The organism is Limnohabitans sp. 2KL-3 (genome assembly GCF_001269405.1).
Lineage (GTDB): Bacteria > Pseudomonadota > Gammaproteobacteria > Burkholderiales > Burkholderiaceae_C > Limnohabitans_A.
Map to the genome: position 1 here is coordinate 31,274 of NZ_CXON01000001.1, position 16,643 is coordinate 47,916.

Here is a 16,643-nt window from a genome sequence, read left to right on the forward strand (position 1 = left end):
GGTCCCGCCCACAAGGCCGAACGGGGCTCATCCTTTCCAGCGAATCGATAGACAAGCCTGAAACTTATAATGTGCGCTTGCACTTTGAGCGATCACAAACCCCATGAGCCAAGCCACTTTTTCTGTTTCCGACATCCGCAAGACCTTTTTGGACTTTTTTGAGTCCAAAGGGCACACCGTGGTGGCGTCCAGCCCCTTGGTGCCGGGCAACGACCCGACCTTGATGTTCTCCAACTCGGGCATGGTCCAGTTCAAAGACGTGTTTTTGGGCTCGGACAAGCGCAGTTATGTGCGTGCCGCCTCTGTGCAAGCCTGCCTGCGTGCCGGTGGCAAGCACAACGACCTGGAAAACGTGGGTTACACCGCCCGCCACCACACCTTTTTTGAGATGCTGGGCAACTGGTCGTTTGGCGACTACTTCAAGCGCGAGTCGCTGGAGTGGGCGTGGGAGCTCTTGACCCAGGTCTACAAGCTGCCCGCCGACAAGCTCTACGCCACCGTCTACATGGAAGACGACGAGGCCCATGGCATTTGGGAAGGTATTTTTGTCAAAGCCGGATGGACCCCTGAGCGCATCAAGCACGAGAACCGCATCATCCGCATTGGTGACAACAAAGGCGGCCGCTACAAGTCCGACAACTTCTGGATGATGGCCGACACGGGCCCTTGCGGTCCTTGCTCCGAGATTTTTTACGACCACGGCGCACACATTCCCGGCGGCCCACCCGGCAGCCCCGATGAAGACGGCGACCGCTTCATCGAAATCTGGAACAACGTGTTCATGCAGTTCAACATGGACGAAACCGGTGCCGTCACGCCGCTGCCCGCACCTTGCGTGGACACGGGCATGGGCCTGGAGCGCCTGGCCGCCATCTTGCAGCACGTCCACAGCAACTACGAAATCGACATCTTTGACGCGCTGATCAAGGCCGCATCGCGTGAGACCGGCTGCACCGACCTGAACAACAAGTCGCTGCGCGTGATCGCCGACCACATCCGCGCCACCGCGTTCTTGGTGAGCGACGGCGTGGTGCCCAGCAACGAAGGCCGCGGCTATGTGCAGCGCCGCATCGTGCGCCGCGCGATTCGCCACGGTTATTTGCTGGGCCAGAAAAAACCGTTTTTCCACAAACTGGTGCCCGACTTGGTCCAACTCATGGGCGCGGCTTACCCCAACATGGCCGATCAGGCCGATCGCATTGCCGAAGTTTTGCGTGTGGAAGAAGAGCGCTTCTTTGAGACGCTGCAAAGCGGCATGCAGATTTTGGATGCGGCTCTGGACGGTGGCGTGAAAGTGCTGCCGGGCGAAGTGGCCTTCAAGCTGCATGACACCTACGGCTTCCCGCTCGACTTGTCGGCCGATGTGTGCCGTGAGCGCGGCCTGAGCGTGGACGAAGCGGGTTTTGCCACCGCCATGGAAAAGCAAAAAGCCCAGGCCCGTGCGGCGGGCAAGTTCAAGATGGACAAGACGCTCGACTATTCGGGCGCGGGCAACGACTTTGTGGGCTACGACGACCTGACGGCCAACGCCAAAGTGCTGGCCCTGTACGCCGACGGTAACGCTGTGACCGAGCTTAAAGCCGGTCAAGCAGGCGTGGTGGTGTTGGACACCACACCTTTCTATGCCGAGTCCGGCGGCCAAGTGGGCGACCAGGGCATGGTCCACAACGCAGGCGGCCAGTTCAACGTGGCCGACACGCTCAAGATCAAGGCCGATGTGTTTGGTCACCATGGTGAAGTCAAATCCGGCAGCCTGAAGGTGGGCGACATGGTGCAAGCCCATGTGGACATGGCCCTGCGTGCCGCCACCGTGCGCAACCACTCCGCCACCCACCTGATGCACAAAGCCCTGCGCGAAGTGCTGGGCAGCCATGTGCAGCAAAAGGGCAGTTTGGTCAATGCCGAGCGCACCCGTTTTGACTTTGCGCACAACGCGCCCGTGACCGACGCTGAAATCCGCGAAATCGAAGCGCGTGTGAACGCTGAAATTTTGGCCAACGCTGCGGCACAAGCCCGTGTGATGGACATCGAAAGCGCCCAGAAAACGGGCGCCATGATGTTGTTTGGCGAGAAATACGGCGAGACCGTGCGCGTGCTCGACATTGGCTCCAGCCGCGAGCTGTGCGGCGGCACCCACGTCAAAGCCACGGGCGACATTGGCCTGTTCAAGATCGTCAGCGAAGGCGGCGTGGCCGCAGGCGTGCGCCGCATCGAGGCGGTGACGGGCGCCAATGCTTTGGCCTATTTGCAGTCGCTCGAAGACACCGTGACCCAAGCCGCAGGCACGCTCAAAGCCCAGCCTGCCGAGCTGAACAACCGCATTGCCCAGGTGCTCGACCAGGTCAAGGCGCTCGAGAAAGAACTGGCCGTGGCCAAAGGCAAACTGGCTTCTGCCCAGGGTGACGAGTTGATGACCCAGGCCGTTGACGTCAAGGGCGTCAAACTGCTGGTGGCCAAGCTCGAAGGAGCCGACGCCAAGACCTTGCGCGATACCGTGGAGAAGCTCAAAGACAAGATGAAAACGGCTGTGATCGTCTTGACCGCTGTGGACGGTGAGAAGGTGCAGATCGTCGCTGGCGTGACCGCCGACACTGTGGGCAAAGTCAAAGCCGGTGAGCTGGCCAACTTTGTGGCGGGTCAGGTGGGCGGCAAAGGCGGCGGCAAGCCCGATGTGGCCATGGCCGGTGGCACCAACGCGGCGGCCTTGCCCGCAGCGCTGTCCAGCGTGCAGGCCTGGGTGACCGAGCGGGTCTGAATGTGACGGCCTGATGGCCCGTCTCGCGTCATTCAATGTCCCCGTAGGCGCGACGCCCCCGTCGCGATCAAGCCTCGCAAACCCCAAGAATCGCCCCAAGGGCGGGGCTCCTACAAAATGCAGGGCATTGCCCCCGTAGGAGCGACGCCCCCGTCGCGATCAAGCCTCGCAAACCCCAACAATCGCCCCGAGGGCCGGGCTCCTACAAAATGCAGCGTATTCCCCCTGTAGGAGCGACGCCCCCGTCGCGATCACCCTCGCAAACCCCAAGAATCGCCCCGCGGGCGGGGCTCCTACAAAATGCAGCGCATTCCCCCCGTAGGAGCGACGCTCCCGTCGCGATCATCCTCGCAAACCCCAGCAATCGCCCCGAGGGCGGGGCTCCTACAAAATCCAGGGCATCTCCCCCCGTAGGAGCGACGCCCCCGTCGCGATCAAGCCCCGCAAACCACAACAATCGCCCCGAGGGCGGGGCTCCTACAAAATGCAGCGCATCTCCCCCGTAGGAGCGACGCCCCCGTCGCGATCACCCTCGCAGATCACAACAATCGCCCCGAGGGCGGGGCTCCTACAAAATGCAGCGCATTCTCCCCGTAGGAGCGACGCCCCCGTCGCGATCAAGCCTCGCAAACCCCAGCAATCGCCCCGGGCGAAGGGCTGCCACATGGATCACCGCGCTCAGCGTTGCACCTTGTACAGGGTCAAAGGCCTTTCCAAATGGGTTTTCGCTTGGCGACAAAAGCATTGACGCCTTCGTGGAAGTCCTCGCTGCCATAGGCTTGCCGAATCAGGTCTTCGGCCTCGGGGGCGCTGTGTTTGACCAGACGGTTGAGGGCTTGTTTGCTCACTTGTTGGGTCACCGGGGCCAAAGCCGTCAGGCGCTGCACCAAGGCATTCGTCGCTTCGACGATGTCTTCTGGCGCAGCCAGTTGGTGCAGGTAACCGCAGGCCAGGGCCTCTTCGGCCCCGATCATCTCGGCCAGCATGAGCATGCGTTTGACCCGTTGGTGCCCCAAAGCGGTACTGAGCCTGGCCACGTTGGCCACCGACAAACAGTTGCCCAAAGTTTTGGCAATCGGCACACCGAGCTGTGAGCCTGGCGTGGCCAGTCGAAAGTCGCATGCTGTGGCAATGGCGAGTCCGCCGCCCACAGCCCAGCCTTCAATGAGCGCCACCGTGGGCATGGGCAGGGCACAAAGCAAGTCGATGCAGGCCTCGATTTGAGCCTCGTAGGCAACACCGTCATCCCCCGTGCGGAATGGAATGAATTGCTCGATGTCGGTGCCTCCCACAAAGGCCCGCCCACCGGCACCACGAAACACCACCGCCCGAATGTTTGCATCGGCCTGGAAGCTCTGGCAAAGCCGGCTGAGCTCTTGGTACATGCCCCAGGTCATGGCGTTGCGCGCCTGAGGTCGGTTGAACGTCACGGTGGCCACGCCATGCTCGACAGCCAGGTCCACCGTGCCAGCGGTCAGGGTATCGGTCATCAGCTGTCCAGCTTCACATTGCTGTCCTTGACCACTTTGGCCCACTTGACCTGCTCGGTGCGGATGAAGTCGGCAAAGCGTTGGGCGGAGCCGCCACCGTCTTCTGCGCCGTATTGGGCCAATTTTTCGACCACATCGGGCATGACCAAGACCTTGTTGATGTCCTCGTTCATGCGTTGCGCCATGGCGGGGGGCAACTTGCCAGGGCCGACCAATCCGTACCAAGTTGTGGCTTCAAAGTTGGGAAAACCCGCCTCGACCATGGTGGGCACATTGGGGTAGCTCGATGCCCGTTTGGCACGGGTTTGTGCAATCGCTCGCACTTTGCCGCTTTTGACGTGGGGTGTCGCAGCGGTCATGGTGTCAAAAGAGTAAGCAATTTGCCCGCCGATCAAGTCGGCCAACATCGGCCCCGATCCTTTGTAGGGAATGTGGATGGTGTCGACACCCGCTGCCAACTTGAAGGACTCGAGCGCCATGTGTTGGGCAGAGCCCTGACCAGCGGAGCCGAAACTGACCTTGCCGGGATTGGACTTGCATTGCGCGACCAGTTCAGCCACGGTTTTGGCGGGTTGGTCGTTGTTGCAGATGAGCAAATTGGGCGTGATCCCAACCAAGGTCAATGGCGTGAAATCGCGGTCCACCACATAGCTGAGCTTGGGCATGAGTGCAGGGGCCAGCGCATGGCTGTTGATGTGGGCCATGAGCAGCGTGTTGCCGTCAGGGGCCGCCTTGGCCACCGCTTCGGCAGCGATCACCCCAGTGGCACCAGCGCGGTTTTCAACCAGCACCGTGACGCCCCACATGGTTTGCAGTTTTTGCGCCACGATGCGGGCCAGGATGTCGGTGCCGCCGCCTGGTGCAAATCCCACCAAGATTCGCACCGGTCCGGCGGGCAAAGTTTGGGCCTGGATCGACGGGGCCACCATCGTTGCGGCGGTGGCGGCAGTAGCGGCCACAAAGGTTCTGCGTTTCATGTTGTCTCCTTGGGTTTTGTTGGAAATGCACGCGAGAAATCGGATGGCCCTGGGTTCTGTGCCCTGGTTTCAGTGGCTCGAAAAGTGGTCCATGATGGCCTGCACGCCGCTGCCTTGCAGCGCCACGCCCGAGAGCTTGAGGCCCATTTCGCAGCCCGCCACGGTGGCGATCAAGGTCAGGTCGTTGCTGTCGCCCAGGTGGCCAATGCGGAACATGCGGCCTTTGACTTTGCCCAGGCCCGTGCCCAGCGAGCAGTCAAAGCGTTCGTGGATGACTTTGCGCACCGCGTCGGCGTCCACGCCCTCGGGGGTCATGACACCGGTCAGGATGGGGGAGTAGACAGCCGGGTCGGCGCACTGGATGGGCAGGCCCCAAGCGTTGACGGCCGCACGCACGCCAGCGGCCCAGCGCTGGTGACGCGCAAAGACCTGGTCCAGGCCTTCGGCCAGCAGCATGTCGCAGGCTTCGCTCAGGCCATAAAGCAAATTGGTGTTGGGGGTGGAGGGCCAGTAGCCGTTTTTGTTCATCTCGATCATCTCGCCCCAGGCCCAGTAGCTGCGGGCCATGCCGCCTTTTTGGCTGACTTCGATGGCGCGTGGCGAGAGGGCGTTGAAGCTGATGCCGGGTGGCAGCATCAGGCCTTTTTGTGATCCGCTGATGGTCACGTCCACGCCCCATTCGTCGTGCCGGTAGTCGGCGCTGGCCAGGCCCGAGATGGTGTCGACCAAGAGCAAGGCGGGGTGCTTGGCAGCGTCGATCGCGCGGCGCACGGCGGCGATGTCGCTGGTCACGCCGGTCGAGGTTTCGTTGTGCACCACGCACACCGCTTTGATGCTGTGCCCCGTGTCGGCCTTCAAGCGTTGCTCGATCAAATCGGCCTGCACGCCGTTGCGCCAGCCTTCAAGTCCTGGCTGGCTGATGACCTCTGATTTCAGACCCAGCTGATTGGCCAGCTTGTTCCACAAAAATGCAAAGTGGCCCGTTTCGTACATCAGCACATGGTCGCCGGTGCTGAGCACGTTGCTCAGAGCCGCCTCCCAAGCCCCGGTGCCCGAGGCGGGGTAGATCATGACGGGGTGGCTGGTTTTGAAAATCTTTTGCACATCGGCCAGCACCTTCTTGCCCAGTGCGCCGAACTCGGGGCCTCGGTGGTCAATGGTGGGCGAACTGATGGCCCGCAAGATGCGGTCGGGCACGGGAGACGGGCCGGGGATTTGCAGGAAGTGACGGCCCGTGGGGTGGAAGTTGGTGGTGAGCATGAGCTGAAACGCCTTTCAATTTTTGGACTAGTTTTTGTATTCAAAATACATTTGTCAAGGGTGATTGTCCTAGAATTGAAGCCATATCGACCATTTTTTGTATTCAAAATAATTTCATGGCTTCAGAACACCTGTCCATTGCCCGTCCTGTCTTGCATGAACAAGTCGCGCAGCGCCTGCGCCAGATGTTGGTCGAGGGCCTGATCCCGCCCGGCGGCAAACTCAACGAGCGCACCTTGTGCGAAGAGCTCAACATTTCGCGCACGCCGCTGCGCGAGGCCATCAAAATGCTGGCGGCCGAGGGTCTGGTGGAACTCTTGCCCAACCGGGGCTCGGTGGCGGTGCAGCTGAGCGAATCCGATGTGCGCCACACCTTTGAGGTGATGGCCGGGTTGGAGGGCTTGTCCGGCGAGCTGGCCGCGCAGCGCGTGACCGAGGCCGAACTCAATGAAATCAAGGCCTTGCATTACGAGATGCTGGCCGCTTACACCAGGCGCGACCTGTCGGCCTATTACCAAATCAATGCGGCGATTCACCGCAGCTTCAACGCGGCGGCCAAAAACCCGGTGCTGACCGCAACCTACAACCAGGTCAATGCCCGTTTGCAAGCTTTGCGCTTTCGCTCCAACCAAGACGGTGACAAGTGGCAACGTGCCGTGGACGAACACATCGCCATGGTGCAGGCGCTGGAGGCCCGCGACGCTGGAGCGCTGCGCAAGGTGCTGATGCAGCACTTGGACAACAAGCGTAACGTGGTGATCGAGCAGCTGCGCAGCGCGTCTATCGCCTCCACCAATGACCACAAGACATCGCCATCCCTCACAGAAGGACACGCCTCATGAACGCCCCTTTGCCCATCGATCTGTCCAAAGCCTCGCCAGACCAAAGCTACGAGACCGTGGCCAGCCACTTCAACGAGGTGGCCGGTTTATTGGCCCAGCGGCTGCGCTCGGACACCCGAGGCGAGGTCTTGTTTTCTGCGGCCGATCGGGGCCGCTACGCCACCGATGCCTCGATTTACCAGGTCATGCCTGTGGGGGTTTTTGTGCCGCGTGACGAAGCCGATGTGCGCACGGCGCTGGACATTTGCCGGGACCTGGGCGTGCCCATCGTGCCGCGCGGCGGCGGCACCAGCCAGTGTGGCCAAACCGTGGGCGCGGGTCTGGTCATCGACCACGCCAAACACATGCGCAAGATCATGGCGGTCGATGCCGAGCAGCGCACCGCCACTGTGGAGCCGGGCTTGGTGCTGGACCACCTGAACGCGGCGCTCAAAACTCATGGTCTGTGGTACCCGGTGGACGTGTCCACCAGCGCCCAAGCCACCTTGGGCGGCATGGCGGGCAACAACTCGTGCGGCAGCCGCTCGATTGCCTACGGCAACATGGTGCACAACGTGCTGGGGGCTGAGGCTTGGTTGGCCGATGGCAGTTTGCTCCAATTTGGTGCCTATGAAAATGCCCATGGCCGCGTGCGCCAAATTGGCGACTTTGTGCGCGACTTGGCGCTGCAACACGCCAGCGAGATGGACGCCCATTGGCCCAAAGTGATGCGCCGCGTGGCCGGTTACAACCTGGACATTTTTCGCAACCAAAACGAGCGGCCTTACACGGCCGATGGCTCGGTCAACCTGGCGCATTTGCTCATTGGCAGCGAGGGAACGTTGGCCCTGACCCGTTCGCTCACCCTGCGCCTGGCCGAGTTGCCGCGTGCCAAGGTGCTGGGCGTGGTGAACTTCCCGACCTTTTACCAAGCGATGGACGCGGCGCAGCACATCGTCAAGCTGGGGCAGGGCATGCCCGTGGGGCAGCTGTCGGCGGTCGAGCTGGTGGACCGCACCATGATCGAGCTGTCTTTGCAAAACCCGGCTTTTGCGCCCACCATCCGCACGGCCCTGTCGCCTCACATCAACGGCGGCATGCCCGAGGCGGTGCTGTTGGTCGAGTTTTCCGGGCCAAGCAAGGCCGACATCGCGCACAAAATCAAGGAGCTGGTGGAGTTGATGGGCGACTTGGGCCTGCCCGGCAGCGTGGTCGAGATGGTGGACGATGCACCGCAGAAAAACCTGTGGGAAGTGCGCAAGGCGGGCCTGAACATCATGATGAGCCTGCGCGGGGATGGCAAACCGGTGAGCTTCATTGAAGACTGCGCCGTGCCGCTGGAGAGCCTGGCCGAGTACACCGAGGCCCTGACCGGGGTGTTTCGCAAATACGGCAGCCGGGGCACTTGGTACGCCCACGCCTCGGTGGGCACTTTGCATGTGCGCCCCATTTTGGACATGCGCCGCGATGGGGCGAGCAAAATGCGTGCGATTGCCGAAGAGGCGAGCGAACTGGTGCGCCGTTACAAAGGGGCCTTCAGTGGTGAGCACGGCGACGGGCTGTGCCGTGGCGAGTGGATTGGCTGGCAGTTTGGCCCGCGCATCAACGAGGCCTTTGCAAAGATCAAACGCGAGATGGACCCTCAGCAACTGCTGTGCCCGCAGCGCATTGTCAACCCGCCCAAAATGGACGACACCACGCTGATGCGCTTTCCACCCACCTACAAGGTGGTGCCCATCAAAACCGCGCTCGACTGGAGCGCCTGGAACGTGCAAAACGACCCGGTCACCGAGCAAACCAGCGCCCCAGGCACCGGCGGCGACCCGGCCCAAGGCCTGGCCAAGGCGGTGGAGATGTGCAACAACAACGGCCACTGCCGCAAGTTCGATGCGGGCACCATGTGCCCCAGCTACCGCGTGACCCGCGACGAGAAACACCTGACGCGTGGCCGCGCCAACACCTTGCGCTTGGCGCTCAGCGGCCAGATTGACGGTCTGTCTGGGCAAGATGCCCTGTCCAGCCAAGCGGTGCACGACGCGATGGACCTGTGTGTGGGCTGCAAAGGCTGCAAACGCGATTGCCCCACTGGGGTGGACATGGCCAAAATGAAAGTCGAGTTTTTGCAGCACTACAAGGCCCAACACGGCCACACGTTGCAAGACAAGCTGGTGGCCTACCTGCCCGAATACGCCCGCTGGGCGGCTCACTTGGCCCCGGTTTTGAACCTGCGCAACCGCATGCCGCTGCTGGCCGCTTTGACTGAAAAGCTCTTGGGCCTGTCGGCCAAACGCAGCTTGCCCGAATGGCAAATGCGTCACTTCTTCAACACCCCGCCAAGCGCTGCACAAGCCACCGCCAGCCGCGAAGAGGTGTTGGCCGCCGCGCGCGGCGTGGTCTTGTTTGTAGACACCTTCAACGGCTATTTGGAGTCGGCCAACGCCCACGCGGCCGTCAAGGTGCTGCAGGCGGCCGGTTACACCGTGCATGTGGCGACCAAACTGAAAGACGACGGCCAGCACCTGTGCTGCGGCCGCACTTATTTGGCCACGGGCATGGTGGACAAAGCCCGCGAAAAAGCCAGCGAAGTCGTGCAAAGCCTGCTGCCTTTTGCCGAAAAAGGGCTGTCCATCGTGGGCCTGGAGCCCTCGTGTTTGCTGACCCTGCGCGACGAGTTGCTGGTGATGGGCTTGGGTGATGGGGCTCAAAAAATCTCACAGCAGGCTTTGCTGTTTGAAGAGTTTTTGGCCCGTGAAGCGCAAGCCGGGCAGCTGGAAGCGCTCAAAGCGCAGATCGCCCCGGTGGACCGCCCGGTTTTGCTGCACGGTCACTGCCACCAAAAAGCCTTTGACGCGGTGTCACCCGTGATGGAGGTCTTGCGCTGGATTCCAGGGGCCAAGCCCCAGCTGATCGAGAGCAGTTGCTGCGGCATGGCGGGCAGCTTTGGCTACGAGGCCAGCCACTACGAAGTCTCGATGCAAATGGCCGAGCTGAGTTTGCTGCCTGCTGTTCGGGCCCAGCCCGATGCGATTGTGGTCGCCGACGGCACCAGCTGCCGCCACCAGATCCACGACGGTGCGCAGCGCGAGTCCGTGCACCTGAGCCAGTTGCTGGCGAGTTTGTTGCCAGGTGATTGATCTGGCCCAGTCAAGCTGGATGTGAAAGGCTTGTTCAGGACACACAGGAGGCAATCCTGCATATTGTGGGAGCCCCGCCCTCGGGGCGATTCTTGGTGGTCTGCGAGGCTTGATCGCGACGAGGGCGTCGCTCCTACAGGGGGCATGTCTGCAGTTACAGGGGGCAACCTGCAATGACAGGGGCATGTTTGCATATTGTGGGAGCCCCGCCCTCGGGGCGATTCTTGGTGGTCTGCGAGGCACGATCGGGGTAAGGGAGTTGTTCCCACAAAAGCCGTTCATGCACACCGCTGCGGGCCGCATCTCTTCAATGCATCAAGGCGGACTGAGTGACAAACGCAGTCTGCTGGTCCACTGGCGGGCTTGGCCGGTCACCGGGTCGGTGAAACGCAGCGACTGAGCCAAAAGCTGCAAGGGCTGGCTGAAGTCTTCGGGGGCGTTTGGTCCGCGCAAGACGGTGGGGTAAAAAGGGTCGCCTTCGATGGGCATGCCCAAGGCGTTCATGTGCACCCGCAGCTGGTGGTGCTTGCCGCTGATGGGCTGCAGCGCGTACAGGGCCCGTTGGCCTTGGGTGTGCAGCAAAGCGATGCGGGTTTCGCTGTTGGTCGGCCCAGGCACTTCCTGGGTTCTGAAAAACGGCTCACCCGGAACCAATCGGCTGGCGTGAACAAGTGGCCAGTTCAGATGGGGCGCATGCGCCGCCACCGCGTGGTAGGTCTTGTGAATCCGGTGGTCGCGAAACAGCGCGTGGTAGGCGTCGCGCTCTTGCAGGCGTTTGCCAAATAACACCAAACCTGCGGTTTCGCGGTCGATGCGGTGCAAGGGCACCAAATCTGCGCAACTCGTTTGCCTTTTCAGTTGCACCAAAAGGCTTTGCTGCACATAAGCCCCGGAAGGCGTGACTGGCATGAAATGGGGTTTGTCGACCACCAGCAAGTGATCGTCTTCAAACAGGGCATGCGCCTGAAACGGCAAGACCGGTTCATCGGCCAGATGGCGGTAGTAATACAGGCGTTGGCCGGGGCGGCAGGTTTCGTCGGCTTGGGCGGTTTGGCCGTTTTCATGCAGCACCAAGCCTTGCGACAAGCGCTCGGCCCATTCGCTGCGTGAGATGCCCGGCATGCGCTGGGCCAAAAAATCGAGCAAATGGGCTGCGCCCTGCGGCACCGACACCACACTGGCGCTGACCCCATCGCGCAGGGGAAAGGGACGGGGGGGCCCTGAATGGCGCATCTCAGACGCGGCGAAACACCAGGTCCCACACACCATGGCCGAGTTTCAGGCCCCGGTTTTCAAACTTGGTCAGGGGCCGGTAGTCGGGTTTGGCGGCAAAGCCGTCGGCTGCATCGCTGGTGTTGACCAGCAAAGGCTCGGCCCGCAGCACGCCCATCATTTGTTCGGAATAGGGTTGCCAGTCGGTGGCCAAGTGCAGGTAGCCGCCAGGCTTGATGTGCCGGGCCAGGCGCTCGATGAAGGGCGATTGGATCAGGCGGCGCTTGTGGTGGCGGCTTTTGTGCCAGGGGTCTGGAAAGAAGATGTGCACGCCGTCCAGGCTGTCGGGTCCCAGCATGTTGTCCATGACCTCGATGGCGTCATGCTGCACGATGCGGATGTTGGCAATGTTCTCCTCGCCGCAGCGTTTGAGCAAGGCTCCCACCCCGGGCTCGTGAACTTCACAGCATAAAAAGTGGTCATCGGGACGCACTTGTGCGATCTTGGCGGTGGCATCACCCATGCCAAATCCGATTTCCAAAATCAATGGGCCGGTGCCACCAAAAGCAGCGGGCACATCCAGGCGCTCTGGGCCGTAAGGAATCAAGAACCGGGGGCCAAATTGCTCGAAAGCCCGCACCTGACCGGAGCCCATGCGCCCGGCCCGCAGCACATAGGTCTTGATGGTGCGCATGAACGGGGCGTCCTGGGCCTGTGGGCTGGGTGGGGTTGGCTGTTCCGCTTCGCGGGGGTTTTCTTCGGGCTTTGTCATGGGGGCTTGGGTGTGTCGCAAAGACTGCGATTATCGCGGGTCTGCCGGATCTGCTGGGTTGAGGGGCTCGGTGTTGTCGGGTGCGGTGGTGACCGTCAGTTTGGCCAGCAAACTGTTCACCATGTGCTCTTGCACCGACAAGGCCGATTGAAGCGTGGCTTGCGTCAACTCGGCTTGCTGTTGAAGTGCGCTCAGTTCCTGATTTTTTTGTTGCAGGGCCTGTGCTGAAGCTTCAGATTGTTGCTGCAGCACCCTCAGTTCGGCGAGTTGTTGAGCGCGTGAATCGGCTTGAGCTTGTGCCTGTTGGAGCTGTTCTTTGAGGGGGGGTAGCGCCAGGGCCTCGTCTTGCCAGCGTTGTGCATCGCTTTGGCTGTGTGACAAATCACCTGACAGACGGACATTTTCCTGGTTTGCCAGTGCCAGGTCTTGCTGTTTGGCCGCGAGGCTTTCGCTCAGCGTTCGGCATTCGGTTTGCAGGTATTGGACTTGTTGTTCATGCCTGCGTTGATCTTGCGTGCGCTGGGCTTGGCTGGATTCGCGGAAGTGGTCCAGCGCCAGGCGGGCATGTTGGTGCTTGTCTTCCAAGGACAGGCGGTGTTTTTCTTGGGCTTTAAGCTGGGCCTGCAAGTCCATCACTTGCTGTGTCAGTTGTGTCCATTCCAGGATCTTGACGTTCAGGTCTTGGCGGGTGTGGGCGTGTGCCTTTGTTTCTGTGTCCAAAGACTGGTGTGTTTGTTTCAATTCTTGCCGAAGGCCCAGTGTTTCTGCCCTGAGCGCTTCGGCCTCTTGCTGGTGCACGCTGAGCTGCGCCGCATGCGCTTGTTGTGCGCGGGTGATTTGCGTTTGCGCCTCTTCGTTGAGCTGATGGGCCAGACGGCTCACCAAGTCTTGCAGGGTTTCGCTGATGCTCAAGGGGGAATCGTTTTTGGGACCTTCTTCCTCTTCAATTTCTTTCAAAAAGCGGTGAATCGTGCTTTTGGAGCCGGTATGGCCCAGTTCTTCGCGCACCGCATCGATGGAGGGGTGACGCCCCATGGCCAACAGCGCGTCTCTTGCCCGCTGGACTTCTGCCTTGTAAATGCCTGATCTGGCCATGATGTCTCTTTGTGTACTGTGGTACGTAATATGATATTACATACTAAATTTCAGTCAAAAATAAAATATATTCAAAATTTTTAACATGGGGTAATGGCGGATTACCACATGTATGATCGTCAACACGGCCTTTTAGGTCTTGGAAAAATGGAAAAAATAGCGGTTTTGGGCATGGATGCGCATCACGCCATGGCCCAAACGGGTCAGCCGACGCAAAAGCCCAAATAACATGCCAGGTCGAGGCCACCGCGCAACCCGCATCACAACTGGAGAGAACGTGGACCGTGTCGAGCAGTACCTGGCCGCGGCCGAACGAGAAAACACCCGCAGAAGCTACGCGGCGGCAGTGCGCCATTTCGAAGTCGAGTGGCGTGGCTTGTTGCCCACCACCAGCGACGAGATCTGCCGATACCTGGCCGATCACGCGGGCAGCTTGGCGATCAACACCCTTCGCCAGCGACTGGCCGCCCTGTCGCGCTGGCATGTCGACCATGGCTTTGCTGATCCGACCAAGGCCAGCAAAGTGCGCCAAGTGTTCAAAGGGATACGCTCGCTGCATGGGGTGGCTGAAAAAAGGGCCCGCCCACTGGAGATCGAGGTGGTTCAGCGCATTGACCAGTGGCTGGGTGATCGCATTGAACAGGCCCAGACCTTGCAAGACATGGCGGCGTTGCTGCGGCACACCCGCAACCGCAGTCTCTTGCTGCTGGGTTTTTGGCGCGGTTTTCGCTCGGATGAGCTGGTCAACTTGCGCGTGGAAAATGTCCAAATCACGGCAGGCGAGGGGCTGGTGTGTTACCTGGGCAGCAGCAAAACCGACCGTCAAAGCCTGGGGCGACATCACAGTTGCCCGGCTTTGTCGCAACTGTGCCCGGTGAGCGCCTACCAGGCTTGGGTCACTTTGGCCAACTTGAGCCAAGGGCCGGTGTACCGAAAAATTGACCGTTGGGGCCGTGTTGCCGCGCAGGGTTTGAACGCCGACAGCTTGATTCCTCTGCTGCGCAGTCTGTTTTGTGAGGTGGGCATCGAAGGCTCAGAGGCGTACAGCAGCCACTCCATGCGCCGGGGCTTTGCCGGTTGGGCCCGAGACAGCGGCTGGGACCTCAAGGCGCTCATGGCCTATGTGGGCTGGAAAGATGTCAAATCGGCCATGCGTTATCTGGAGGTGTCCGATGCCAGCTTGCGTGCCCAATTTGAAGCGTCGCTGTCTTCATTGCCCGCTTTGGCAAAAGACAGCTGAACACATTGCAAACCAAGCGATGTTTTTTGCAGCAGCCAATCCTCTGCCCGCAGGTAAGCAGGGCGTGCGCCACCCCCATCGCCAAGGCGGCAGGGCTCCCACAAAATGCAGGTCCTTCCCCTGTAGGAGCGACGCCCTCGTCGCGAAAACCATCGCAGACCACTGCCATCGCCCCGAGCACAGGGCTCCTACAAAATGCAGGTCCTTCCCTTGTAGGAGCGACGCCCTCGTCGCGAAAACCCTCGCAGACTACGCCCAATCGCACCGATGGCAGGTTCCACAAAAGCAAAAAGTCATCGTCCTCAGGGGGACTCTCACAAAGGCAAAAGCTACTTTATCGCCCTCGGGGCAGGATCATCAAGGGCATGAGAGGGTGCATCGGACAAAGGCAGCTGCACCTTGACACAGGCACCGCCGCCTGGAAGGTTGTGAAACCAGAGTTTTCCGCCTGCACCCGCAATGATGTGGCGGACCACGGACAGTCCCACGCCCCAGCCCGGGGACCGATCGTTGGTGAAGGGCATCATGACAAATTTTTCAGCGTCGGCTGGAAACCCCGGGCCGGTGTCTTGAAAGCTCAAAACCCCATTTGAGTCTTCTGGCATCCAAGTGATGGTCAGTTGCCGCTGCGTTGAATGCGCCATGGCTGTGATGGCGTTGCGTATCAGGTTTTGCCAGACCAGTGTCAGCTGCAGCGGATCGGCCTGAAGCCAAGCCTGTGGCATGTTGAAGGGCTTTTGAAGTGTGACGCCATTTTCTTGAGCTTCGATGTGAAGCAATGTGCAGGCACTGTTCAGCGTGTCGCGCAAACTGATGCGCTCTGTGGTGTTGCTCGCCGGTGAGGCATATTGGCGAATGCTTCGCACCATCTCGCTGGCCCTTTGGTTGGCACTGACAATGCCCTCAAGACACTGGGACAGGGCCGGATCGTTCAGCATTTGAGTCTGAACCCGGTGCTGCGCCAGCTCCGCGTACCCTTGAATGGCCGTCAAGGGTTGGTTCAATTCGTGGCATATGGCACCCGAAATAAAACCTAAACTGCGCTGTCGTTCGTGTTGTGACAACTCTTCAAGCAAGCGGCGGTTGGCCTGCAAGCGGGCACTTTCCAGGGCCTTTTGTGACAAATCTTGGGCTTGTTCCTGAATGCGCATGGCCACATACATCACGTAGCGTAAAAGTCCGAACACAAAAATCAGTGACCACAAGGCCAGTGTCCAATGGTCCTGGGTGAAGGTTTCGATGCGCCACGGGGCTATCCAGGCCTGAAGCCGAACAAAATGCAGCAAGCCCAAGCCGCCCAGCACCCATTGCATGTGCCAAGCAAAAGGGTTGCTGGTTTGGCGGTACACCTGTCGGGCGGGCCAAATCGACAGCACAGAGGGAATCCCGAACGCCATGACCGACAAGAACAAGCTGGCCTTGGGCCCCAGGTGGATGCGGCACCACTCCATGAGCACAATGAACACCGCCGTGCCTGCGGCCAGGGCCATCAAGCGGCGTAGTTGGGGTGAGTGGTCATACAGCCGTGCGATCCCCAAGCCCATCAACACAAAACTGGCGCTGTTGAGACCGATGGGGATGCTGTAAGACCACAGCGGAGGCAAAACATCGCGAAAAACAGTGGGTATGCCGGTCACACCCCAAAGCAACGCCGCCACCGTCCAATAGCGGGCCGAGGCGTCCAGGCGATGAAAAAACAAACTCGCCGCCAGACCCCCAAGCAAGGAAACCAGGCCAAAGAAGATGAACAGACTTTGGACGTTGTAGGCAGCCATGCTGGGTCATTTATTGATAAAAATAAAATTTTTATCAATTTAAGCATGGAATGAACAAATTTAAAACGACCATCAAGGCATGCGCCTTGTTGCCCCCTAGAGCTGAACGATC

11 protein-coding genes are annotated in these 16,643 nt (G+C 60.5%); 4 read left to right on the forward strand and 7 right to left on the reverse strand.

Annotated elements, in window-relative coordinates:
• The first annotated feature begins 103 nt into the window (after positions 1 to 103).
• The gene (gene alaS, locus AMM41_RS00050; RefSeq protein WP_089951690.1) at positions 104 to 2,755 is read left to right on the forward strand and encodes an alanine--tRNA ligase; all 2,652 of its coding nucleotides are present in this window, start codon (positions 104 to 106) and stop codon (positions 2,753 to 2,755) included.
• Positions 2,756 to 3,456: 701 nt separating this feature from the next.
• Here alaS and AMM41_RS00055 read toward each other — a convergent pair.
• The 3 genes from AMM41_RS00055 to AMM41_RS00065 all read right to left on the reverse strand — a co-directional run bounded on the left by AMM41_RS00055 (position 3,457) and on the right by AMM41_RS00065 (position 6,482).
• Positions 3,457 to 4,245 (reverse strand): enoyl-CoA hydratase/isomerase family protein, encoded by a 789-nt coding sequence (locus AMM41_RS00055; protein WP_089951692.1) that lies wholly within the window; start codon positions 4,243 to 4,245, stop codon positions 3,457 to 3,459.
• A complete protein-coding gene (locus AMM41_RS00060) occupies positions 4,245 to 5,222 on the reverse strand; it encodes a Bug family tripartite tricarboxylate transporter substrate binding protein (RefSeq protein WP_089951695.1) in 978 nt (325 codons plus the stop codon). Before AMM41_RS00060 ends, AMM41_RS00055 begins: the two co-directional genes overlap by 1 nt.
• A 69-nt stretch (positions 5,223 to 5,291) precedes the next feature.
• Entirely contained in the window at positions 5,292 to 6,482 is a 1,191-nt protein-coding gene (locus tag AMM41_RS00065) for a pyridoxal-phosphate-dependent aminotransferase family protein (protein WP_089951698.1), read from the reverse strand.
• 116 nt (positions 6,483 to 6,598) lie between these two features.
• Between AMM41_RS00065 and AMM41_RS00070 the strand changes: the two genes are divergently transcribed.
• Both AMM41_RS00070 and AMM41_RS00075 read left to right on the forward strand, forming a co-directional pair.
• Positions 6,599 to 7,324 (forward strand): GntR family transcriptional regulator, encoded by a 726-nt coding sequence (locus tag AMM41_RS00070; protein WP_089951702.1) that lies wholly within the window; start codon positions 6,599 to 6,601, stop codon positions 7,322 to 7,324.
• Complete coding sequence (locus AMM41_RS00075; protein ID WP_089951704.1) at positions 7,321 to 10,437, forward strand: FAD-binding and (Fe-S)-binding domain-containing protein; 3,117 nt, start codon at positions 7,321 to 7,323, stop codon at positions 10,435 to 10,437. The genes AMM41_RS00070 and AMM41_RS00075 overlap by 4 nt, the downstream gene beginning before the upstream one ends.
• Before the next feature lie 315 nt (positions 10,438 to 10,752).
• Here AMM41_RS00075 and AMM41_RS00080 read toward each other — a convergent pair whose 3' ends face one another.
• From AMM41_RS00080 to AMM41_RS00090, 3 genes are read right to left on the reverse strand one after another with little or no spacing between them, the layout of a single operon-like run.
• On the reverse strand, positions 10,753 to 11,670 hold the full coding sequence (locus AMM41_RS00080; protein ID WP_089951707.1) for a pseudouridine synthase: 918 nt from the start codon (positions 11,668 to 11,670) through the stop codon (positions 10,753 to 10,755).
• 1 nt (position 11,671) lies between these two features.
• A complete protein-coding gene (trmB, locus tag AMM41_RS00085; protein WP_089951710.1) occupies positions 11,672 to 12,421 on the reverse strand; it encodes a tRNA (guanosine(46)-N7)-methyltransferase TrmB in 750 nt (249 codons plus the stop codon).
• A 30-nt stretch (positions 12,422 to 12,451) separates the two neighbouring features.
• Entirely contained in the window at positions 12,452 to 13,516 is a 1,065-nt protein-coding gene (locus AMM41_RS00090) for a DNA-binding protein (protein ID WP_089951712.1), read from the reverse strand.
• Positions 13,517 to 13,793: 277 nt separating this feature from the next.
• Here AMM41_RS00090 and AMM41_RS00095 point away from each other — a divergent pair, with 277 nt between their 5' ends.
• A complete protein-coding gene (locus AMM41_RS00095; protein WP_089951715.1) occupies positions 13,794 to 14,756 on the forward strand; it encodes a site-specific integrase in 963 nt (320 codons plus the stop codon).
• A 329-nt stretch (positions 14,757 to 15,085) separates the two neighbouring features.
• On the opposite strand, the gene AMM41_RS00100 is transcribed toward AMM41_RS00095, so the two are convergent.
• Entirely contained in the window at positions 15,086 to 16,531 is a 1,446-nt protein-coding gene (locus AMM41_RS00100) for a sensor histidine kinase (RefSeq protein WP_089951718.1), read from the reverse strand.
• Positions 16,532 to 16,643 lie beyond the last annotated feature (112 nt).